A 23,475-nucleotide genomic window follows, 5' to 3' on the forward strand; every position below is an offset into this window, starting at 1 on the left:
TAATCATCTTATCCTTCGCTGAAAGAAATAAGTATGTGAATGAAAGTAAGAAAGGAATATGTACCTGTACGAATTAGAAGTAAAATAATTGTGCTATACCACCATTTCTTTTTAAAAAAATAACCACCCAAGCCGGTTAGCAAATAGGTGGTTATTTCCCTTAAAGGGCTATTGCACTAAGCTGTTAGATGTTGCAAGCATCAAACGGCTTTTATTCACACAACCCTTTGTATTTATATACATCCGGTCACAATGAAAAGAGAATCAGCTATCTCCTTTTCCCCTTCATCACTACTTCATAATCATACTCCGCACTTCCACCCTTACCTGGTTTAGGTGCATACGTAACCATCATTAAAATCTTAGAATATTGGGCGCTTTTTAACATATCCTTCAGATCGATCTTATCCTTTTCCTTCATATTGAGTAAATTTGGGAATTGAATGACTTTCACATGATTCGCTTTTCCTTTTGCCTTCCCTTTCTTAAATCCGATAAACTGCACTTGATAATCCACATACTCCTCTGTTACTTGCTCTAGGCTCATGAAAGACTCCGTCGATTCCATTGTATCTATTAATCTATCATTTATTTTTAAATTGGCTAAGTACCAGCCCTCTTCATTATGAGCCCAGTCTGTCATGTAGCGGAATGCGAGATGAACCTTTTGACCAGCATATGCCGATAGGTCGAAGCTTTCTGTTGTCCAGCCACCTGAGCTTCCAGTAAAACCTGGAACATTTTCTTTGATTGCTGGATAGCCATTTTCATCTACCTCACCACTTGTATGTTCATTGGCCAACGAAGTCCATGATTGTCCATTATCTGTTGAGACTTGAACCACGCCATAGTCCCAACTTTCTTCGATTTCATATTTTGTTTCAAAGGATAGAGCAGGATTGGTTTCGCCAGTGAGATCTAGCTCTTTTATAAGAAAATTATCGGCTTGGTCCCCTTCACTCCCCCAGAGGACCTGACCCTTATCTGGATCACTGACTGCCTCCCAGTTAGTACTGAGGAAATCAATCCCTTTAAAATATAAATGATCAATCTTCTTATTCGGTGTAATAAATTTTATATCAGTTCCCCAAGCTGGAGCGATCTTATCTAACGCTGCTGCTGCTTCTAGATTAGGTTCTAAGTCTATGGATTGAAATTGGTAGGTCTTATTATCTCCTTGATACTTTCCATCTATCACTAATGCCATCATAAAATCTTGATAGACTTCCTTAAAATCACGCTTACTTCCCATCTCTTCTAGAACGGCATTAATACTATCAATACCTTGTTCCGGATGCTTGAATTCCTTCTGAAGAAATTCTGATCCAAATTGTTCATTCAGATAAAGCTGAAAAAGGTAAGCAACTCCGTAGTCACCTAGTATTTGTAGATCGGACTGATCCCCCCATTGGGTTAAGGAGTTTTTTAGATTATTCATGAAAAAGTCGACATGTGAATCGGAATGACCATACCCTACTAAAAATTGAGCAAAGTCAGCTAGCCCTTCGTTGATAAAGTTTTCTTCGGCCCCATCACTATCATGGTGTAATAGGTGCTGGAACTCATGTGCAAAGGTTCCTTCATATAAAAATGGGCGTTCCGCATCAGGGCCTGTCCGACTTGCCCAATCAAAGCTATCAATCGTCATGACATTGCGATCGGTAAATTCACTGATAGCTGGAGAAAAATATCCTGCAATATAGCTCGGATAATTCGGGTCATAATAATTCTCATCCTTAATATTATCGATTAAGATCACCACACGCCCAGAATCGTCCTGATGATATTCAGGGAACATGGAGTTATCTCCCTTTCGCTCAGCTGGTGGGGCAAAGAACTCCACCTCTTGTTCATAGATTTTTTCATCAAATTCATTTAAAAGATATTGAACCTGTTGATCGGTAATAACCGATAATTCTTCCTCATTTCTAGGATCTCCTTCCGGATACGCCAGTTCATTCGATACCCACACCTCCCCATATTCGCCTACACCTTTTAGGGTGAAAGAGGTAAGGACGTACTGTCCTGTTACATTATTCACCGTCACCCATGGCTTCGAAACACCAATATCATCAGGTGTGACGGATGAAGGGGTTTGTGCTTGTTTACCTTGAATGAATGCTCTACTAAAATCTACCTTTCCTTCCTTCAGAGCCTCTTCTACTGTCTCAGAGCGAAATTCTGCATCTATCTCTTTAGCAGTTGGATCTGGGTTATACTCCCCATCCCCATCCTCTGCACTTGCCATCGTAGGGAATGATAGACCTCCTACTAGCGCAAGAAAAGATAGCAGGAATAATACTTTTTTAGTTTTTCCCATAGTCGTTCTCCTTTCTATTATCAATAGGTAATACCTATTATCCTATCACTAGATTTGTAAATAATTTGTCAAAACTAGGCTAGTAAAAGGGTTTTTTATCGTGAAAATCTGATATTCTTCGGCAGGGATTTTACCTATTGAATCAAGAAATTAGGGCTTTATTAGGAGAGCTCTGCGGGAGATTGTGACGTTTTAGCCTGGTAGGAACACTTGACGAAGAAGAAAACCGACAAATGGGATACTTGTCGATTTTCCTCTCTAATTTTTCAATACCTCAGCAAGTTCGTGCAAGGATTGATGCTGCTTAATTTGATAGTTTCTGCCTTCCTTTTCTAAGTATCCCTTCTCACAAAATTGGGTAAGCACATGTAATAAGTGCCTATAGGAAACACCTAAATAATCACAAACTGTCACATGCTTCTCCTTATAGATTCCTCCATCAGCCGTTTGTAAAATAAAATCCGCAAGTCTGTTTTCTAGCGGGAATGCTAGACTTTGAGTATATTTAGCTGCCATAATAGAAGCCTTTACACTCAAAAACTTGGATAATTCCCGTAGAAATTTCGCGTCTTCTAGCAATTGTTTGCGATAGTAATGAATAGGAATAGCAAAACAAATCGTCTTCGTTGATGCTTGAATCCCTTTTGTATAATACACATCATGTAATAATTCCATTTCTCCGATATATTCCTTTGCATTAATGAAATTAATTAACGATACCTTGCCATTTTGATGGGTTATATATATTTTTGCTTTTCCCTCGATAACGTAAAAGAGATAATCTGGTCTCCTACCTTCTTGAATAATCCAATCATTCCGTTGATACTCACGGACTTCGATAAAATCCTCCACGGGAAAGGAAAATAAATGGGCAATAGAGTTCTTTTCCAAATAGATCTTTTTCTTTTTATTTTTATAAATTTCCATACCTTCACCTCAAAATATGAGATATCTCCTATTACTTCATTCTATCTCCATGATATCATGCAATCTATGAGGGGGACATGAAATGAGCACACAACGCTGGATGAGTATACATTTTTTTAGCTTCTTTTTGACATGGGGGATTTTTCTACCCTACTGGTCAGGTTGGATGATTGATACAAAAGGGATTTCCGTCTCAGAAGCTAGCTTGATCATGAGCTTAGGATTGGTAGTCAGGGGAGTTTCTACTTTATTTGCCTTTCCTTATCTATCTGCAAGGGTTAGTAGTAAAAGACTACTGAGTATAATGGGGATCGGAACACTTGTGGCGATTGTCTGTTACATACCGGCAAATTCGTTTACCAGTTTATTAATCGCTACTAGCGCCCTACACCTGTTTTACCCAACATTAATGCCTGCCTTAGATAGTGTTGCTGGTGTTCTGGTGCAGAGTAAACAATTAAAACATTATGGCAGAAGTCGACAATGGGGATCAATTGGCTTTGTCTCCATCGGCATGATTATCACCATTTTTACAGGCTTATATGGAGACGAAATCATTTTTTGGTCACTATTATGTGGTGTCATCGGATTTGTAAGCCTTGGTTTTGTACAAACGCCGATGATTTTATCCGAAAAGCCACCAATGGACCAACCTAAAAAAGAAGGGCTATTTCAATTATTCCGTATCAAGCATTTCCGTCTAGTTCTGGTTATTGTCATTTTATTACAAGCATCACATGCTACTTATTACAATTATGGCTATATTTTTTTACAAGAGATTCAGGCACCTACCTACTTGATTGGTTTTATCATTAATATTGCCGTAATTGCGGAAATTGTCTTTTTCTCGATAGCCGATAAAAAATTTAATCAATTTTCGATTGGCGCCTTACTGACAATTTCAGCTATTGGTTCATCTGCGCGGTGGATTTTAGTTTTTGTCTTTCCGAATGTAATCATATTCGCTATTGCCCAAACATTGCACGCATTATCGTTCGCGATGGCACATTATGCTTTTATGAAATACTTAATTAAGAACATTCCACATCGACAAATACCAAAGGCACAAGGTGTTTATTCCGCGTTAGCCCTTAGCTGGAGCACAGCTGTTTTCACGATTCTAGGTGGATATTTGTATGAGATCGAGCCGAAGCTATCCTTTATTGGGATGATTTTGTGTACTATTCCTGCCATGTTGCTGGCGCTTGTATATAAAAGGTTTGAAAATAGCAAGAACATTTAGATGTAGCACTATTCGAAAGTCAAGGTATCCCAATCTATATATAATAATTTAAAGAGTGTAATGGAAAAAAGTCACCACTCTAAAACTTTCTGAAACCCCTGGCATATCCTGGGGTTTCCATAATCATTAAATAAGGTACTACTCACAGGTAGTATATATGTTGTATAGAAAGCAAACAGCTTAGTCTACCAATACCGTAATCCTTCCTTCTATTGTCTCATGGATGACCCCTATATTTTTAGCGTACTCTATTAACACTTCCGCATCGGTACGAGCATTTGTTTCTTCAACCATTAGCTTATTCGGATCGAACATCGTAAATCCATCTCCACCATTAAAAATATAATGAGGCATTGCGACTGTATAATTTTTTTGTAGCTCAAGTGGTTGGTTATTTACTAAAATATGACCAACCCTCATTCCTTTCGGGTTACTCCGATCATAAGAATAGGTGATTCCAGAAACCTGTAAAAAACCGCCACCCAGATTTTCTACATTGGATACTCCGTGTTCTAGAGCTGTTCGAATCGTTTCTCCTGTAACAGAAGCCAAAATCACCTTATTCCGAAATGGAAGGATGGAATAAGCATCACGCAATGTAAATTTTCCTGCCGGTACGCTCGCACGAATTCCACCACCATTCATTAGCCCAATGTCTGCTTTGAAATAGGAACGATAGCTATCCGCAATGAAATTACCAATATTCGTTTCTTGATACCTTGACTCATGGTTTTCCCCATAGATGAGTGGTATTCCTACTTGGGCAATGGGTTGGCCTAAATCCTTTTCCAATTTTTCCTGATAGTAAGCTGCAAAAGCCTTTAATTCCGGGTCCTCCGGCACCGTGTGATCGACTTTAATGATTTTAGGTGTTAAGCGAATATTTTTTCCTTTTTTACTAATATCCAACTGGATAATTGAGCCAATATTGCCTTCTGGGGCAAAAATATATCGATCATTCCATTCATGGATAAAAGATTGATTTTCCGCCTTTTCTTCGGTGAAGACCGCGTCTATTTCAGGAACTGCTGCTAATAATTGTTTGTCTTTTTCCAGGCTTTCCTGTGTTAAGGCAATGATAACATCGACTTTTTTCGCTTTCTTCATCTTGGCAATAGCATTTTTTGCGGACTGAATCATATCCTGCTGTTTTACTTGATCATCCACTGTTGTGGTATTCATATCATCCGTAAGTCCAATGATGCCAATTTTAATTCCCCGCTTATTAAAGATTTTATAGGTGGCTACGTCGGCAAATGGGTTTCCTTCTGGATCTACTAAATTAGAAGAAATCCACGGAAATGCTGATGTCTTAACTAAATCTTTCGTCACTTCAGAACCGAAATCAAAATCATGCTGTCCAAAATTGGCTATATCAATATCTATTCGATTGAAAGCTTCTACCATCGGAAACCCTTGATATACACCGCCAAATAAGGTTCCTCCACCTAAGTCACCACCAAATGCTACGAGTGTATGCTTATTCTTTTTTCGGACCTGATCAATAGCTGTTTTAAGCCTCGCCACTCCACCCCGATCTCCATAATCGTTGACAACTGGACTCACCTCATGGGCATCATTAAAGTATAGAATAGTTGCTTTTCTATTACTACTTTCTGCTTTTGCATTTACATCATCTGTCAATAAAGCAGTTATCATTACTACAAATAATAATAGAATAATGGGTCGTCTTTTCATTAGTATCCTCCCTATAGTTTTTACATTTCAGATCTCCTTTCAGCAAATTTTAACAAATGAATTTTAATTTATTGTTACATTTTCTTAAATCTTTAGAGAACGTTTAAGGAAAACAGAGGTTTAATCAGCTTTGAGCGGTGCCAGAGCGTCTACGGTCAACCCTCTGGCGATTCCCCCAGAACTTCTGGCAACCGTAGAAAGTCTAACCCAGCAGGCGACGGTGCCACCGATTTGCCTTGCTCGGTGGTCCATTAGGTCTCATAGACCTTGCCACCGTACCGGAGATAACTGAATTGTTCTTTAAGTCAATCTAAACTACTGGTCTAATCACCATTTCATTCACATCGACATTAGTCGGTTGCTCAATAGCATAGGCGATTGCATGGGCAATAGCCGAAGCTGGGAGAGCAATGCGCCGATATTCTTTCATGAGCTCTTTTGCCTCATTGTCTGTTATGCTCCCAGCTAATTCTGATTCTGTTACTCCTGGAGCTACGAGAGTCACTCGAATGCCTTGCCCCGCCATCTCTTGCCGTAATCCATCTGTAATTGCCCGAACGGCAAACTTGGTAGCACAGTAAACAGCCGCTGTCGGGGATACCTCGTAAGCACCAATAGATGCTAAGTTAAGGAAATGCCCAAAGCCTTGTTTTTTCATAATAGGTATACCTGCTGCAATTCCATTAAGAACACCGCGAATATTGACATCAATCATCTGGTTCCATTCCTCTGTTTTTAAGGCATCCATCGGAGAGAGTGGCATCACACCAGCATTGTTCACTATTGCATCGATTCCTCCAAAGTGGCTTTCGGCTACATCTATGATTGCCTGCATCTGTTTAAGGTCTGTCACGTCGAGCTGTTGAACGATCACAGAACCACCTTCTGTACGAATAGCAGATGCTATAGCTTCTAGCTTTTCTAAACGTCTTGCTCCGATTACAATATGAACACCTCTCTTTGCAAGTAGTCGTGCAGTTGCTTCGCCAATTCCACTACTTGCCCCTGTAATAACAACAACTTTTCCATTTAGTCCAGACATCACTCCTTTCTCCCTTCACTAAGTTCTTCCCGATATAGAACCATACCTGCATGGTACAGCACTCCATTGACAAAATCACCATTGGCTGTAAAGCCTGTATCATCCTGATACTCGATATGATTGCCTTTGACAGTATAGCTCTTCCCTGATAAGCACTTTCGATGTCCCCACGAGCTTCATCGTATCTTCCGTTTGGTAATAACTCGTGACGAATGTATCCATCTGAAGTCACCCACATGCCGACATAGGGATGCGAATTTACATGTTCTTTTGCCATTTCACTATCTCCTTTCATATTTGAATAGTGCGAACACAAATGATTTTAATTCAATACGAATAGAGGGAGGTAGCTGAGAAATACACAATCATTGCCTAATCCTCCAAAAGGCTATAATATAAATAGCAAGATACCTTGATACATGTACAGAAAAAGTTGGAGGAGTTACCGTGAGACGAGACAAAGAATTAGCTGAGTTAATGGAGAGGTTTGTTATAAATGATGGTACGCATGAAACGGCTATTCCAGGTTTGCACCTTGTACGTGCATCCCAGGTTTCTGAACCGATTTATTCTGTTTACGAGCCATCATTATGTGTGGTGGCACAAGGCTCTAAGGTAGTCATACTTGGGGAAGAGAGCTATAAATATGATTCAGCAAGTTATTTGACAGCTTCCGTTCATTTGCCAATAACAGGGCAGGTCATAAAGGCAACACCAGAAAAGCCCTATTTATGTGTAAATCTACAGCTTGACATGAATCAAGTGTTCGAGGTCATTCAATCCATGAATCAAGAAATTCCTAAACACTCCTCTGGTCGAGGACTGGTAATCAACCCAAAGAGCGAATCTCTCCTCGAAGCCGTTATCCGACTAATCAAATTGCTAGAGACTCCACAGGATATCCCAGTACTTGCGGCCAGTATCCATCATGAGATCATATATCGAGTTCTTCAGAATGATCAGAATGGTACCCTGAAGCATTTCGCACTCGTTGGCAGTCAATATCAACGAATTGCAAAGGTGGTTGAGCTACTGAACCATGAATACAGAAAGCCATTGAAAGTGGAGGAATTGGCGAAGGAAGCTAGAATGAGTTCTTCATCCTTGTATCATTATTTCAAGGAAGCTACAGGCATGAGCCCGATCCAATATCAAAAACAAATCCGGCTCCAAGAGGCACGTCGACTACTTTTAACAGAAAATCTAGAAGCCGCCGAAGCTGCGTTCCAAGTAGGTTATGAAAGTCCGTCTCATTTCAGCCGGGAATACCGTAGAAAGTTCGGGTTGTCCCCCAAGAGAGACTTAAAACGGATACTCGAATTTTTTTAAGTATAATTGGGAGGTCTCTTATGTAGGAAACCAGTTCCATTAAAAACTATTAATGGATCGTCTTCTCAGTGGTACCCTCTGTAGTTTTTACATATAGAAAAAGCTTCATAGGAAAGTTGACTAAGATAGTTGATGTAGAGGTATTAATCTCCATAACAGGTCTTTTCTCCTGTTTTTTAGCGGGATTAAATAAGAATAGCTATGCCAAACAATAAAATAATAAAACCACCTGATAATAGTACACCAGGCGGTGGGTTTAGGCAATACAATTGAAATCATGAAAAACAAATTAGGATAGGAAATAGACTAAGTACAAGTTCAAACTTCTTAATTTTTCGTCTTTATCAGTTACGAGCAGCATACCGTAGAACGACTAAACCATTGTCAAACCGGCGATCCTCAATCAGTTCCAGTTCCTGCCTAACACCAGCTGGAAAAAATCGCTTACCGCCCCCAACAATCACGGGGCACATAATCATCTGGAACTCGTCAACAAGACCGGCCTTTATCGCCTGAGAAGCAAGTTCAGGACCATCAACAGTGATGTCATACTCCGCATCAGACTTGAGCTTCTGGATCTCCTCAGGATCAAAGTACCGCTTGATCAACGTCCTTGCGCTACGCGGCTCGGTAAGGGTACTTGAGTAGACAATTTTCTCAGCAGCCTTCCATTGGTGTGCCCAGTCTAGTACGAACTCTGGTTGGTCAGGGATCCTGTGTGCCGTCTCCCAATAAGCCATCACCTCGTACATCTTCCGCCCGTAGAGATAAATACCGACTGACGACGTGAGTTCGTTAATGTAAGAGTGCACCTCCTCATCTTCGGGAACACCCCAGCCAAATTTTCCATGCTTGTCCTCCGTGTAACCATCTAGCGAAGTGAGCATTGAGTAGATCAGCTTAGCCATACATCTCACCTTCCATATAGTATTTTTGATTTTCAGTACAAACTCTAGCAGATAAAAAAGTTATATTTATTTTACATTGTATTGGATCAAAAGATTTCTTTTAAATTGCTATGATTTTAGAAAGTTCTCCAAGGATTCGATGGTCAATTCTTGAATTTCTGGGCTAATCTGCTTGATAAAACGACCCTCCTTCTAGTTTTCCTACCTAATGACATATGATCAACTAAAGCATCCATAGCAATCTTCTAACTTTCTAACACAACTTAAAAATCCATAACATAAATAGCATTTCCAGTAATTTGAATAAACAAATAAATATTAATATATCGTTACTTTCTTTAATCTTTAGAAAATGTTGAAGAAAACTAGAGGCTAAATAGAAGTAGATGGACTAAATCCTAAAATGTACTCTCTCATTAATAATGTACGTTTTTCTATAAAAATAAATGTCTGATATTGTACCTCATAAACTCCATTGTCTGTTTGCTATGTAAAACATACATGCTAATTTTGAAAGCGTTAACTATCAAAGAATCTTATTTAAAGAGGGCATAAAAATGGATCAGTCTATCAATCAATCGAAAAACCTTAAGGTAGTAAAACGTCATCCTGCCATAAAAAGTTTCCAAAGGCACTGGCAATTATATATTCTAATGATACTGCCTGTATTGTATTTCATCATTTTCAAATATGTACCTATGCTTGGTGCGGTCATTGCTTTTAAAGACTACAATGTCGTTCAAGTATATTAGGAAATCCTTGGGTTGGTTGGAAGCATTTTGAGAATTTTTTTAATAATCCAGTAGCCTGGGACTTGATTAAGAATACCTTTCTTCTAAGTATTTATCAGATAGCTATAACTTTTCCACTTCCCATACTATTAGCACTAGCCTTGAATGAAATAAAAGATGGTATTTTTAAACGATCCGTTCAAATGTTTACATATGCACCTTATTTTATCTCCACTGTTGTGATTGTCTCTATGATTATATTGATGTTATCACCAAGAACCGGAATAGTGAATAATTTGATAGAACTTATAGGAGGACAAAGCGATATGTTTAGATCAATATTCGTTTGGTCTGACGCTTGGCAAATAACAGGATCTATTCCAGTGTTGATCATTTATCCATTTGCACAGAAATATTTTGTGCAAGGCATGCTACTTGGCTCTGTTAAAGGATAATTCGGATTCTGACTAAGAAAGGGGGTGATAAGTGATTCGTTTTTGTCACTATTTTAAGAATTTATTTTTATAAATTAAAGGGAGGAAATTAGAATGAAACAGAAGCATTTTCATGCTTTGTTACTATTTATGTTCCTAATGATCATCGCAAGTGCCTGTGACTCAGGTGAAGAAGCAAGTGAGGAAGTGGAAAATTCGGATGGTTACACAAATATGTCCGTATTTATTGCAGAAAATGGGGAAATGGATTTAGAGACCAATTCTTTCACTGAATTCGCCGAAGATGAATTTGACATCCATTTTGAGTTTCAAAAAACATCTTATGATTCTTCGTCCGCCAAGGAGAAAAGACAAATTTCATTAGCTAGCGGAGATTATCCAGATGTGTTTTTTTTAGTCGATTGGGTAGATAAATTTGAGCCTAGTGAATTATTAAAGTATGGAGAACAAGGAGCATTAATTCCTTTAAATGATTTGATTGAGGAGCACGCACCCAATTTATCTAAGGTTTTGGATGAACGGGACTCCTTTCGTAAGATTGCTACCGCTCCCGACGGAAATATTTATGGCATCCCAGGATTAGAAGAATGTTTTCATTGTACCTGGCCGAATAAGTTGTGGTTAAACACTGACTGGTTAGAAAAATTAAATTTAGATATCCCTTCCACTCACGAGGAGCTGAAAGAGGTATTAACTGCCTTTAAGGAACAGGATCCTAATGGAAACGGGAAACAAGATGAACTACCGCTCAGTGGTTCTGCAGCTTCACCTAATCATTCTATCATTCCTATTTTAATGAATGGTTTTGTATATGACGATGCACAAACTAGATTACTCGTTAAAAATGGGGAAGTTAGTTTTGCAGCTAATACACCAGAGTGGCGAGAAGGCTTAGAATATATTCATTCCTTGTATGAAGAAGGACTCATTGACTCTGGTGCGTTCACACAAAATCGTGATGCTTTTATTCAGTTGGGAAATAATGCTGACAATGTTATTTTAGGTGCTGCTGCTGCTCAGCATCCATGGGAATTCGTAGATAATGAAAATCAGTATGCCTATAATCCTATTGCTCCTTTGCAGGGTCCAAATCATCAATATGCTACGTACAATTATCCAGTAACTAATGGTGCTACTTTTGCCATTACGAATAAGGCGAGTGAAAAGACTCAAGTCAAAGCTATTAAACTATTGGATTATATGTTTACTATAGACGGAATGGTCCGTGCTCACCTAGGAGTAGAAGGAGAAGATTGGGTGACTTCTGAAGAGAGTGATGTGGCAATTAATGAAGATGTGGAACCAAATGTGAAATTGTTGCATCCTGAAGAACCTACCAATAATAACTGGTCCGCCGCTGCACAGTATTACCAACCGAGAGAGTTCCGTGATGGACAAGTTCAAGCTGAGGATATCTATACAGATGAGGGGTATGAACGAAGACTTCAGGAAGCAACCTATCTATATGAAGGTAAGGAACCAGAAGAAACCTTTCCATTCTGGGCAGCATGGTATCCTGAAGAAGTTCAAGATGAATATTCCACGTTGGAAACAAATATTTTAGATAATGTCGAACAAAGTGCCACCCAATTTATAACAGGTGAATTAAGCTTAGAGGATGATTGGGATGACTATGTGAACGGTCTAGAATCTCTCGGAGTGGATAGATATGTGGAAATTAATCAAGAAGCATATGATAATTATTTAAACGAAGATTAAATGGTAAGGGTGCTAACAACCCTTAATGTTCGAATTTTATTAAAGCAACGAATTGGCTAAATGGAGACAAAATACAGGACTCCATTTAGCCAATTTTTTGTGGAGGCATACAGAAATACATCGACGTCTCAAAGTGCCATCTATGGTTGCTTTTTGACTGCTACACTTGTTTCTCAATTTTATGCCAGTTAGCGGGATTAGTCGTGTCTGGAGCGCGTTGCTCCAAGATGGCCTGATATTGAGCAGCTTTCTGTTCTAGATGATCCACACGACGTTTGGCATCTTCGAGCTGAGTGAGTGCGGCTTCTCTATACTCCATCATTAGGGCACAGCGTTCTTGGACTGTAGAATCTCCTTCAAGGCAGAGGTCGACATACATTTTAATCACTTTAATTGGCATCCCTGTCTGTTTGAGGCACTTGGCGCCATATAGCCAGTTGATCGATTCTTCGTCGAACATCCGAATATTGTTTTTATTGCGCTGCACACTTGGCACCAAGCCTTTATCCGTATAATAGCGCACCGCGTGCTCGGTAAGTCCCGTTATTAGGGCGGCTTCTTTGACCGTATACATGTGTCATCCTCCTCAAGAAAAAAATGGGTTGAAACGACTTGACTTCGTGTAACACGAAGTCGGTAAACTTATTGTAATGTGAATCGGCTGTAAGCGCAATCCCTTATGTTGTGTTCATTTTCCGGGATTTTCTGCTGTTTGTCGTATCACAAACAATAGGAGGGATGACAATGAAAACTGTCACTTTAAACAATGGAGTCAAAATGCCGATCATTGGCTTCGGAGTCTATCAAATTCCAGATGCAGAGGAGTGCGAGAACGCGGTATATGAAGCGCTAATGGCTGGCTACCGCCTGATTGACACTGCAGCTGGTTACCTGAATGAGGAAGCGGTCGGACGTGCAATCAAGCGTAGCGGTGTGCCACGTGAGGAGCTGTTCATCACGACCAAGCTTTGGGTTCAGGATGCTGACTATGAGAGTGCTAAACTGGCCTTCTCCAAATTGTTGAAAAAGCTACAGCTTGACTATCTCGACTTATATCTCATTCACCAGCCGTTCGGAGACTATTATGGCGCTTGGCGAGCAATGGAAGAGCTTTACAAGGAAGGCAAGATCATGGCGATCGGTGTCAGTAACTTTCTGCCAGACCGTCTGATGGATCTCATCGTGCATAACGAAGTCGTACCCGCCATCAACCAGATAGAAACACATCCATTCTACCAGCAGATGGAGAGTGCAGCTTTTATGAAAGAGCATGGAGTGCAGCATCAATCATGGGGGCCATTCGCAGAAGGTCGCAACAACCTATTCCGTAACGAAGTGCTAAGCTCTATTGCAAAAAAACACAACAAATCTGTCGCACAGGTAGTGTTGCGCTGGCTAATTCAGCATAAGGTTGTTGCGATTCCAAAATCGGTGCACAAAGAACGGATCATCGAGAACATGGACATTTTCGATTTTGAGTTGAACGAGGACGATCTCGAATTAATTTCTACCCTTGATACGCGTGAAAGTCTTTTTTTAGACTATCACGATCCGGAAATCGCTAAGTCGCTTGGTACTTTGAGAGTCGATCTGTAAATTTCCCTCCTGCTAAAAAGGGATTGCTCGTCACGACGATTAATCCCTTTTTTCTTTTTCTTATAAATTCATTTTTGGTGGTTCTTCCAACCAACCTTTAGCCATCATGAGGTTAACCCCTTTACGTTGATATTGAAATAAGTCTTTAGCGAAAATCATATTTTTGTATTGCAAATCATTGCGTAAACTAAAGCCCACACTAAACCCACCTCCGCCAAGAGAAAGGCCATCTAAAAGGTAATTACAGAACATCATCAGCTTTTCGGAGAAAGGTGGCATTGTTGAGTTTGTAACGGTTCCTCCTGGTGTGGCAGGCGGTTGGATGTTATTTTCAAGCAGGATGTCGGAAGTCTCCCTTATAATTTCCTTTGTAAGTGCGATTCCTTCCATAAAATATTTCTTTACCTCTTCGTCTTTGGTAGTTTGAGTGAAACCTTGTAAAAGTTGCATACCAACAATATTCGTTTCCATTGCATGATATAGGTAGCCGTATTCAACCGTATTTAATGTTCGCTTCTTCCCAAAAATATTGGTTCCTTTTAAGTAATTCTTATCTGTTATATAATCCGTTGACTTTGGCATATTAACGTAGTTCGGGCGAGTATAAAGTTTTTTGTCAAGAAGGTATTGAGTGAAATGACCATAAAAGGTTTCTGTTACTTCCGACATATCCCTGTACAGTTTTATAATGTCTTGACGGTAAGACATCGTCAAATGTAATACGTACATTCCTGCGCTTATTTCCTTTAATATTCGGCATAACATAATATCAAAACCGTTATCCCATAATTTTGGCGCTTCTAATTGAACATCCTTTTCAGTGAAACCATTTGGAACTGCTGCGCCTTCATTTTTAAACATGGTTTCCATTTCTAAGGTTAAGGAATGAAGTTGATTCCATAAATCCGACATGAGATCTGTTGCTTTTTGATCATCAGATTTATCAATAAAATATTCCAATATACGCAAAATCATGGTTTTTTTATGATATGTCATCCATAGAGCTCCGAGTTCAGAGGCAGACATTTTAGTTTCTTCGGGCATTAACTCTTATCCTCCCTATTTTATCCGTGCTTTTCTCTAGATAGCATTTGTCATTTTGAATGTGATTATACAAAAAATACGCTCAGCTTAATGTATTGAGTTATAAAAATAAGATAAGGTTACCCGATGGGAGTTTTCTATTAATCAGATAATTAATCCATGCAAGAAAGACAATACAACAAAAAGTACCATAAAAAACTCTCTTAATAGTCATGGACATCACCTAATAAAATATATTCATGCTTCTTCATTGCTCATATATTTAGCTTTACCATAATGATCAACGGCAAAGCTAAACATAACCTTTACTAAAAACAATATACTAATGATTAGCATGTAAGGCGTTATGCCTGGAAGCATAGGTATGAAGCCAAGAGCAATCGACAAAAGCAAGCCCGCTATGAATAATTGCGAATCCTTTCCGCTAAGTGTAGTAACGATAAATGCACCAATAATTGTGTAAGCCCATATCCACAGTGAATACCCAATATCGGTATTGAGAAGAAAGGCTATTAGCAGGATATGGAAATGGATTGCTATAAATACGATTCGATTTGTCTTTCGAGCCGCATAAAAGTTGCTAGTTGAAATCGTAAAATTTGCTAAACAGCCGGCAAAAACATCGAATATCAATAACAATGCCAGGGCAATACGCCACTTCGGCAAATTGTCCGTCATTTCGGGAAATCTGTAATATAAAGCAGCTGTTAGGATTCCTCCAAAAAATAGTATTGTCAGAATGGACCCAACAGATTGTTTTTCACCAAATACATCGTGCAAATAAGAAGGAATTCGAAATTGTCTCATTCCCTTACCTCCTATGAATTAATGAACAACCTATGATATGATAGTTATGTACGGTATATAGCGTTTTACTCTAAAACATTATAACTAAACGAATTCGAATTTTCAATGTTTTAGAGTGTTTTTATTGAAAATATCTAAAACTTTGTTTACACTACATATGAGGTGAAAGATGATGGACGGCTACGAACGACGGAAACAGCAAAAAATAAAGCAAATATTCAGCGCATCGATTGAATTATTTTTTAAGTATGGCTTTCAGAAGGTCAGCATCAATGAGATTGCGCATAAAGCAAAGGTATCTCCTGCAACGATATATAATTACTTTGGTACTAAAGAACAGCTATATACCGATTCTCTGATCAATTGGATGGACAAGCAGTTGGCACAGTATGAGGACATTCTGGATTCCGCATTGTCTTTTCCTGAAAAGACGAAAGAAATTATGCTATTGGAGGCTAAAAATCTGACAATTTTAGGGGAAGAGTTTCCGAATGCCCCCTCCCCCGAGCGGAAGGGGTTAATGCAAATGATGAATAGTTATAGTGAACGGAAAATCGTACAATTTTTCAAGAAGTTTGTCAGAATCGGAAAGCAAGAGGGCTATATCCACAAGGGCCAAACTGAGGAGATGATGCTGCAATATTTCACGATGTTCCAGAAAGAACTGTGTCGATATTGGGAAGGGTCGACTCCAGAACGGACAACTTGGAATATGGATCAATTGATGGAGCTGTTCTTCTATGGGGTAGCTGGAAGAGAATCGTCTTAGTAGAAAAAGGAGAGTAAAAAATGATAAAACCGGATAAATTGCTTGCTCGTCAACTACAGCTACAAGCTGAAGCTGATGAGATTGCTGATGAGATGCACCTTAAGCAATTGCTGCTAACAGCCGGAACACCAGTAAAAGTGGGAAGTGCAGCACTAGGTTTAATGGCATGGAGAGACCTTGATATTACGGTTGTTTGTTCTAAGTTGAGCATCGATCCAATTTCCAGAATTGCTTTGAAATTGATGTCGAATCCTCAAGTCCGGGACTTGAAATTTATCAACGATACTGGCAATTGGAACATTGATCCAACATACCCTGACGGTTATTTTCTAGGTATAACTTACGAATCCAGAATCGGAAACAAATGGGAACTAGATATTTGGTTCATAGACGAGCCAGAAAAACAGCCAGATTTATACCATATCCGGACAATGCCTGATCGTCTTACATCTGAAGCGATTATTTCTATATTAAGCATTAAAACCGTTTGGGCCCAACAAAGAGAGTATGGGAAGGAAGTAAAAAGCTTCGATATCTATACTGCTGTATTAGATAATAATGTGCGCACACCGGCCGAATTCAATCAATGGCTGAGAAGTCGCAACAACAATACTCATTAATAAAAAGATATCAAACGGAACATTCATATCTTGTAGAAAAGCATCCGTAATGGAGCAGTTTTGGACCGGTGTTTAAAAGAAGCATTTAATCATCCACATCCTTAATGATTTGACTTAACTGAAATATACCTACTTTAATTTCATTTATAGAAGCAAACCCAAAGGATAATCGTATAAACTGCCCGGATTGTTCTGCATAAATACTACCAGGATTAAGGAGAAGACCTTTGGATAATGCTTTATCAAATAACCTTTTCACTTTAAACGCAGGTTTTATTTTAATCCAAATGAAGAACCCCCCTGTTGGGACTTCCCACGTAGCATAAGAGCTTAAATGTTTGTTCAAAGCTTCTAAAGCGGTTCTTCTTCGAACTTTAAGCTGCTCTCTTACTGTTTCAAGATGTTGATCATATAATCCACTAGATAACCACTCCATTGCAACAAGCTGAGAAAACGTACTTGATCCATAATCTGATTGCATTTTTAAATCAGCTAATCGGTTTATCACTGATTCGGCGCCAACTACCCATCCAATTCGCAAACCAGGACTTAACGTTTTTGACAAACTACCAATATATAAAACACTCCCATAATAATCCATTGATTTCAATGGCTCTGGTGGTATGGTATCTATCCATAAATCACGATACACATCATCTTCAATAATGGGAAGTTGTTCCCTTTTACAGTATTCTAGGAGTTCCTCCCTTCTATTCTTCTGCATTAACGTGCCTGTAGGATTATGAAAGGTAGGAATGGTATATAGAATACTCTTTCCTTTTCCCTTCGTCTGATAAATGGAGTCTACCTTAATTCCCTTCTTATCCATTGGTATTCCCTTCAACTCCATACCCATAGATTGAAAAACAGTTAACGAATAAAGGTAAGATGGCACTTCTAAAAATACACTTGATCCTCTTTGTAAAAGTCCTATTGAAATGAGATGTAAGGCCTGAAGTGCACCTGAAACTACAAGAATGGATGATGGCGATACATCTATTCCTCTATTTTTCAGATAATCACTTATTGCTTGGCGTAACTTTAAATTCCCCTTTGGTTCTTCGTATCCAAAGGGGGTCATTTGATTCGAAACCTTTTGTAATATCGACCTCATTTCTTCTAAAGGGAAGATCTCTGGTGATAATTCTCCTTTACTTAATTGGATTAGATGATGATTAGATTCGGCTTCATTGATCTCCTGTACCGTTGAAATACTCGGTTTATGAATGCCTAAAGTGACTTTTTCATTCCAATTGGTTGAGGATTGTTCCCCCATCAAAGTCCAAGTATTATTGGTGACAATAGTCCCCATTCCTGCTTTCCCTTCTATCAGTCCGTCTGCCATTAGTTCTTCTAGTGCAGTTATGACGGTACTTCGATTGACGTCAAACATTTTAGCTAGATGACGTTGACTTGGTATGCGACTTCCTATTGTCCACTCGCCCTTAGAAATTTTGTCTTTTATGAAATCAACAATCAATTGATATTTTGGCTTTTGCATATGAACTCCTTCTTCCTAACCACTCTCTAATTGGTTGGGTTTTTTCTATTTAGCCTGTTGAAGACATTTTACCAAAGCCGTATTAAGATGAGAACAATTAGATTTGACTGGTTGGATAAAAATATGGAATGGGGTGTAATTATGACAAATCCATTAAATTTAAAACTTCTTTTTGCTCATTTGATTACCATTACTTTATGGGCCTCAGCCTTCCCTGGGATTAGAGCTGCACTGACCGCTTATTCACCTGAACATGTGTCCCTTTTGAGATTATTAATTGGATCATTAACCTTAATTCTTGTTGCGGTTATTCAAGGAATTCGTTTACCAGAATTACAAGATGTACCGATTATTTTATTACTTGGTTTTTTAGGATTTACGGTCTATCAGACAGCGTTAAATTATGGGGAACAAACAATTAATGCAGGGGTTGCTAGTTTATTAGTTTCCACAACACCTATTTTCACAGCCTTGTTGGCGTTGCTCTTTTTTCGTGAGAAGTTAGGAATTTTAGGGTGGATTGGTTCCTTAATTGGGTTTTCTGGCGTGGCATTTATTTCTTTAGGTGGTGCAACGGAAAATTTATCATTGAATATCGGAATTATCCTAATTTTAGTTGCATCGCTTTCAGAAAGTATTTACTTTGTTTTTCAAAATGCTTATCTAAAAAAATATGGCTTTGTTACCTTTACCATGTATACGATTTGGTCAGGTACTATTTTCATGATGATATTTTTTCCTGGCCTTGGAGATGCGATTATAGATGCTCCCATAGATATAACAGTAGTAGTTATTTATCTAGGAATTTTTCCAACCGTTATTCCTTACTTTACTCTAGCGTATATTACTTCACAAACAGGTGCATCAGAAGCAACAAGTTCTCTTTATTTAACTCCTGTTATTGCTTTTCTTATAGCATGGCTCTGGCTTGGAGAACTTCCAACTACTTATGCAATAATTGGTGGGTTTATCACGTTGGTGGGAGTATTTTTGTCATATATAAAAAAACAGAATAACCAACCTACTTCTACTAAGTCTGTTGATCGATCGTGTACTAGCAAATAGAGACTGTAATGCTTGAGTTTCCCCAAACCAAGCATTCTTTCTGTAGACACTTATTCTCGTTTATTCAAATCACCTATTAACCATGTTGAACTGTTAGGTGAATCAAAACTATCTACTTCTAAAGTAATTTTATCTTTTATCAAGGGTACTTCAATAGCAATCAAAACCACCAGTGTGAACTGGTGGTTTGCTCTGCGGCTAAAAGCCTTTGTTACCGGCCTCGGCCTTAAAGGCCTACCGAATGGGTCTCCCTCTTGCACCACATTTACTCACTGATTCTTTAAGAATCTCTTATTTCTTTTTATTTTTGGGTCTTCGGAATATATAGTGGAAAACCCAGTTTAATAGTTTAACAACAATTTAATCATAAATCGGATTATTTAGTGGAATATCATTATCCTTTATTGGTATAATTAACCTATCAAATGATAGGAGTGATGGTAATTTAGAGAGTTTAAGTTTCGTGCTTGGATAAATTTGTACTCACATTGGCATATGACAAATGAAGTACAATATGTGGATGATAAGACACTTGAATGCAATTTAAAAATTATTGGTAATATCTATCAAAATCCAGAGTTGGTTCAGGTGTAATATGAACGACTTATTATTCCTCCCAGATCTTACAGCAATCGAACCACCACAAGAGAATGAAACCGATATGATGTTTAAAGTGGAAGCAATCTATCCTCCAGAACGTTGTCCAGAATGTGGTTTTGACAAGTATATAAGCACAGCTCACGAAAACAATTGATTATGGATTTGCCCATTCGTTTAAAGCGAGTTGGCTTACAATTGAACCGTAGACGTTATAAGTGTCGTGAGTGTGACTCGACCTTTTGGGAACGTCTTATATCCATTGACGAAAAGCGTAGTATGACCAGAAGGCTGTTAGAATCCATTGAAGAGCAATCAATGTCTAAGACCTTTGTAGAAGTCGCAGAAAGCGTCGGTGTTGACGAGAAGACCGTTAGGAACGTCTTTAAGGACTATGCGGCATTTAAAGAAAGAGAATACCAATTTGAGACTCCTAAATGGCTTGGGATAGATGAAATACACATCATTCGTAAACCTCGTCTGGTACTTACCAACGTCGAACGGAGAACTATCTATGACATCAAAAAGGATCGTAACAAGGATACAGTCATTAAACGCCTTTTAGAGATTGAAGATAGGTCTTATATCGAATACGTCACAATGGATATGTGGAAACCTTACAAAGATGCAGTGAATATCGTCCTTCCACACGCTAAAGTGGTGGTAGATAAGTTTCATGTAGTCCGTATGGCAAATCAAGCCTTGGATAGTGTTAGGAAATCTTTAAGAACTAATATGACACCAAAAGGAAGAAGAACACTTATGCGTGATAGGTTTATACTTCTCAAACGCAGGCACGATCTAATCGACCGTGAATTGCTACTTTTAGAAACTTGGCTTGGAAATATTCCTGATTTGAAGGAAGCCTATGAACTCAAAGAAGAATTCTATAAGATATGGGATACGCCAAGTTCACAAGAAGGTGAAAAACGATATATAAATTGGCGTCAGCGTTGTGTATCCAGTAATGTTAAAGATGCTTATAAAGACCTTGTTAGAGCCGTAGACAATTGGAATGAAGAAATATTCAATCACTTTGATAAAAGACTTACTAACGCATATACAGAGTCTATAAATAGCATTATACGTCATGTTGAACGACTGGGAAAAGGATATTCTTTTGATTCTTTAAGGGCAAAAATTTTATTCAACGAAAAGCTTCATAAAAAGCGGAAACCTCGTTTTAATAAAAATGCTTTTTACGATGCTTTACCAAATATGTTTGACCACGTTACAGATCACAACGTTTCAGATAACTTTGGTATCGACTTCACCACATTTATTAAGGAGTTGGAAAAGGGAGAGCTATAAGTTCCGTTCCACCATAAATCCGAAAATCCAAGAAAAAAGCACCCTATATAAATTTCAGGGTGCTAGAAATATTATGTTACTGAACATTATTTATTAATAATTTGTACTTGCTCATGTTTATGGACATAATCTTCTGGTAAAGGAAGTTGACCATTCTCGTCCATTTTGTACTCTTTACCTTGAATTATAAATATAGTATTTTCATCATGTCCAAACTTTCTCCAGTCCTTCTCTTTCATTCCTCTACTCTCAAGATCAACTTCATGAATAACACCAGAAGGATCGATCCTATATCTTGTCGGTTTATTATTTATAGTGAAAGGCTCTTCGGTATTGATTCCCAATCTATTAAATCCTTCTAGTACTTCACTAGCTTCTCTTGCAGTATACATAATATTAATTCTTCCAGTCTCTGCAAACGTCTGTAAATGAGTTAAAAATTGCCTGTTTTTCTCTAGATGGACACGTTTCTCATCACTAATTTGATTATCGTAATGCAGTGTTTGAACGTAACTTGAATTTGAATCATTATTAAATTGATAGTTTATCAATCCATAATCTGTATCCACACTGTATACTTTGTTTTCTTCAATAGTTAAATTGTAATTTCTGTCAACCTGTAACCGTGGTGAAATAGATTTATCATTGTATTTCACTTTATTAGTTTTGGGATTATATATTTCTACATTCTTATTAGAATGAACACCATCAGTTCTCTCTATTGATTGTGAAACTGTGTTACGGAAATTTTGTTGTTGGACATTACTTTTATCAAAATAATTATTTAGTAATCTTTGAATACTAGAGACCATTTGACCTTTTCAAACCTCACTTCATCTCTATTTTATAATCTAAAGTAATCTTTGGAGTTAAAGTATAGGTAGCAGTTTCGCCTGGATAAAAGTCGGCAGAATGCCTAAATGCCCAACCCTGCTTTACCAAGATTTGATCACTCTTAGGTGCAACATCTAAATCACTAGGGCTATATAAAGGATAGGTTGCATCTATCCAATTTAAGCTAGAATTAGGTCTCAAACTTCTTTTTATACTATAAAGGCTAAGAGAAGATCGGTTAACTTCAGTACCCCCCACTGTAAAGCCTGTTAATATCGAGCCTTCAGGTATAGAATCTATGTCTGATAAATCAAAGTATTGTATCCTACTGGTAGTGTTAGTAGGTGTTAAAGACGAATTCAGAAGATTGATTTGGTACTCATTTCCATAATATAAATAAATAGGTTCCCCAACTATGACTCTTAAACTATAGGGATATTGGGTTCTCCCATCATCTGAAGGTGTGATGAATAAGTAATAGTCACCATAATTGTCAGTTGGGAATTCTACTTGTCTACTACCTTCCTCGCCAATTTCATTTCTTTGTATAATAGTATTACCATTCGAATCAGTTATCACTATGTCATAGGTTTTTTGTGATACAATAGTTAATTTCTCTGTAGGGTTCATTCCTAACTCAATTTTATAAACTCTACTGTCAGTATCTGAGTTGATTTCAGTTAGGTGATTCTTCTCCGGCATTGTTCTATCGGTCTTATCGTTTCTAGGCAATTCTATGGCATCTTCTACTTGATCCGGGGTGCTCGTATCCGCACTAATAGCAATTGGGGACATTAATAAAGTTACAAGAAATATTAAAATAAACTTTTTCATTTTGAGTACCACCTTTCAAAAATTTTGGGAATTGATTTACTTACAACTACAACAAATATAATAGTCATTATAAAGCTATAAGTAATATCCCTCCTTAAAAAGATATTATTTTTAATATCGGAAAA

General features: G+C 38.1%; 20 protein-coding genes and 2 pseudogenes. 10 read left to right on the top strand and 12 right to left on the bottom strand.

Going from position 1 to position 23,475, the window contains the following annotated elements:
- Positions 1-268: 268 nt before the first annotated feature.
- Both DLJ74_RS02925 and yeiL read right to left on the bottom strand, forming a co-directional pair.
- Positions 269-2,320 (bottom strand): choice-of-anchor J domain-containing protein, encoded by a 2,052-nt coding sequence (locus DLJ74_RS02925; protein WP_109983285.1) that lies wholly within the window; start codon positions 2,318-2,320, stop codon positions 269-271.
- A 258-nt stretch (positions 2,321-2,578) separates the two neighbouring features.
- Positions 2,579-3,247 (bottom strand): transcriptional regulator YeiL, encoded by a 669-nt coding sequence (gene yeiL, locus DLJ74_RS02930; protein WP_054789027.1) that lies wholly within the window; start codon positions 3,245-3,247, stop codon positions 2,579-2,581.
- Between the two features lie 82 nt (positions 3,248-3,329).
- On the opposite strand from yeiL, the gene DLJ74_RS02935 reads away from it, so the two are divergent.
- Positions 3,330-4,490 (top strand): MFS transporter, encoded by a 1,161-nt coding sequence (locus DLJ74_RS02935; RefSeq protein WP_109983286.1) that lies wholly within the window; start codon positions 3,330-3,332, stop codon positions 4,488-4,490.
- A 180-nt stretch (positions 4,491-4,670) separates the two neighbouring features.
- On the opposite strand, the gene DLJ74_RS02940 is transcribed toward DLJ74_RS02935, so the two are convergent.
- The 3 genes and pseudogenes from DLJ74_RS02940 to DLJ74_RS02950 all read right to left on the bottom strand — a co-directional run bounded on the left by DLJ74_RS02940 (position 4,671) and on the right by DLJ74_RS02950 (position 7,507).
- Positions 4,671-6,188 (bottom strand): bifunctional metallophosphatase/5'-nucleotidase, encoded by a 1,518-nt coding sequence (locus DLJ74_RS02940; protein ID WP_109983287.1) that lies wholly within the window; start codon positions 6,186-6,188, stop codon positions 4,671-4,673.
- Positions 6,189-6,498: 310 nt separating this feature from the next.
- Complete coding sequence (locus tag DLJ74_RS02945; RefSeq protein ID WP_109983288.1) at positions 6,499-7,230, bottom strand: SDR family oxidoreductase; 732 nt, start codon at positions 7,228-7,230, stop codon at positions 6,499-6,501.
- Positions 7,230-7,507 (bottom strand): annotated as a pseudogene (locus tag DLJ74_RS02950) (Atu4866 domain-containing protein). Before DLJ74_RS02950 ends, DLJ74_RS02945 begins: the two are co-directional and overlap by 1 nt.
- A 170-nt stretch (positions 7,508-7,677) precedes the next feature.
- On the opposite strand from DLJ74_RS02950, the gene DLJ74_RS02955 reads away from it, so the two are divergent.
- Positions 7,678-8,559 (top strand): AraC family transcriptional regulator, encoded by an 882-nt coding sequence (locus DLJ74_RS02955; protein WP_245902248.1) that lies wholly within the window; start codon positions 7,678-7,680, stop codon positions 8,557-8,559.
- Between the two features lie 344 nt (positions 8,560-8,903).
- On the opposite strand, the gene DLJ74_RS02960 is transcribed toward DLJ74_RS02955, so the two are convergent.
- Positions 8,904-9,467, bottom strand: a complete 564-nt coding sequence (locus tag DLJ74_RS02960) for a dihydrofolate reductase family protein (protein WP_109983289.1) — start codon at positions 9,465-9,467, stop codon at positions 8,904-8,906.
- A 557-nt stretch (positions 9,468-10,024) separates the two neighbouring features.
- Here DLJ74_RS02960 and DLJ74_RS20345 point away from each other — a divergent pair.
- The 3 genes from DLJ74_RS20345 (at position 10,025) to DLJ74_RS02970 (ending at position 12,372) form a co-directional block, all read left to right on the top strand.
- The gene (locus tag DLJ74_RS20345) at positions 10,025-10,219 is read left to right on the top strand and encodes a hypothetical protein (RefSeq protein WP_181397416.1); all 195 of its coding nucleotides are present in this window, start codon (positions 10,025-10,027) and stop codon (positions 10,217-10,219) included.
- Positions 10,220-10,524: 305 nt separating this feature from the next.
- Entirely contained in the window at positions 10,525-10,653 is a 129-nt protein-coding gene (locus tag DLJ74_RS20870) for a hypothetical protein (RefSeq protein ID WP_281269899.1), read from the top strand.
- Positions 10,654-10,746: 93 nt separating this feature from the next.
- Positions 10,747-12,372 (top strand): type 2 periplasmic-binding domain-containing protein, encoded by a 1,626-nt coding sequence (locus DLJ74_RS02970; RefSeq protein ID WP_109983290.1) that lies wholly within the window; start codon positions 10,747-10,749, stop codon positions 12,370-12,372.
- A gap of 160 nt (positions 12,373-12,532) precedes the next feature.
- On the opposite strand, the gene DLJ74_RS02975 is transcribed toward DLJ74_RS02970, so the two are convergent.
- Positions 12,533-12,946, bottom strand: a complete 414-nt coding sequence (locus DLJ74_RS02975) for a MerR family transcriptional regulator (protein WP_054859986.1) — start codon at positions 12,944-12,946, stop codon at positions 12,533-12,535.
- A 170-nt stretch (positions 12,947-13,116) separates the two neighbouring features.
- Here DLJ74_RS02975 and DLJ74_RS02980 point away from each other — a divergent pair, with 170 nt between their 5' ends.
- Entirely contained in the window at positions 13,117-13,968 is an 852-nt protein-coding gene (locus DLJ74_RS02980; protein ID WP_109983291.1) for an aldo/keto reductase, read from the top strand.
- A gap of 60 nt (positions 13,969-14,028) precedes the next feature.
- Here DLJ74_RS02980 and DLJ74_RS02985 read toward each other — a convergent pair whose 3' ends face one another.
- Together DLJ74_RS02985 and DLJ74_RS02990 are read right to left on the bottom strand one after the other, a co-directional pair.
- The gene (locus tag DLJ74_RS02985) at positions 14,029-15,012 is read right to left on the bottom strand and encodes a DUF3231 family protein (protein WP_109983292.1); all 984 of its coding nucleotides are present in this window, start codon (positions 15,010-15,012) and stop codon (positions 14,029-14,031) included.
- Positions 15,013-15,249: 237 nt separating this feature from the next.
- Entirely contained in the window at positions 15,250-15,819 is a 570-nt protein-coding gene (locus DLJ74_RS02990; RefSeq protein ID WP_054859985.1) for a hypothetical protein, read from the bottom strand.
- Positions 15,820-15,991: 172 nt separating this feature from the next.
- On the opposite strand from DLJ74_RS02990, the gene DLJ74_RS02995 reads away from it, so the two are divergent.
- Positions 15,992-16,588 (top strand): TetR/AcrR family transcriptional regulator, encoded by a 597-nt coding sequence (locus DLJ74_RS02995; RefSeq protein ID WP_109983293.1) that lies wholly within the window; start codon positions 15,992-15,994, stop codon positions 16,586-16,588.
- A 20-nt stretch (positions 16,589-16,608) separates the two neighbouring features.
- Complete coding sequence (locus DLJ74_RS03000) at positions 16,609-17,208, top strand: hypothetical protein (RefSeq protein WP_054789292.1); 600 nt, start codon at positions 16,609-16,611, stop codon at positions 17,206-17,208.
- A gap of 85 nt (positions 17,209-17,293) precedes the next feature.
- Here the strand turns inward: DLJ74_RS03000 and pdxR are convergent, their stop codons facing one another.
- Complete coding sequence (gene pdxR / locus DLJ74_RS03005; RefSeq protein ID WP_109983294.1) at positions 17,294-18,709, bottom strand: MocR-like pyridoxine biosynthesis transcription factor PdxR; 1,416 nt, start codon at positions 18,707-18,709, stop codon at positions 17,294-17,296.
- A 141-nt stretch (positions 18,710-18,850) separates the two neighbouring features.
- On the opposite strand from pdxR, the gene DLJ74_RS03010 reads away from it, so the two are divergent.
- Positions 18,851-19,774: a DMT family transporter gene (locus DLJ74_RS03010; RefSeq protein ID WP_109983295.1), complete on the top strand. Its 924-nt coding sequence runs from the start codon at positions 18,851-18,853 to the stop codon at positions 19,772-19,774.
- A 595-nt stretch (positions 19,775-20,369) separates the two neighbouring features.
- Positions 20,370-21,682 (top strand): annotated as a pseudogene (locus tag DLJ74_RS03015) (ISL3 family transposase).
- A gap of 86 nt (positions 21,683-21,768) precedes the next feature.
- Here the strand turns inward: DLJ74_RS03015 and DLJ74_RS03020 are convergent.
- Both DLJ74_RS03020 and DLJ74_RS03025 read right to left on the bottom strand, forming a co-directional pair.
- Positions 21,769-22,494, bottom strand: coding sequence for a hypothetical protein (locus DLJ74_RS03020; RefSeq protein WP_054789290.1), 726 nt, complete (start codon positions 22,492-22,494; stop codon positions 21,769-21,771).
- Positions 22,495-22,510: 16 nt separating this feature from the next.
- Positions 22,511-23,350 carry a hypothetical protein gene (locus DLJ74_RS03025; protein WP_109983296.1) on the bottom strand — a complete coding sequence of 280 codons (840 nt, stop codon included), beginning with the start codon at positions 23,348-23,350 and terminating at the stop codon, positions 22,511-22,513.
- Between the last annotated feature and the right edge of the window lie 125 nt (positions 23,351-23,475).

It is taken from the genome of Gracilibacillus dipsosauri, from assembly GCF_003176895.1.
Classification (GTDB): Bacteria; Bacillota; Bacilli; order Bacillales; family Amphibacillaceae; genus Gracilibacillus; species Gracilibacillus dipsosauri.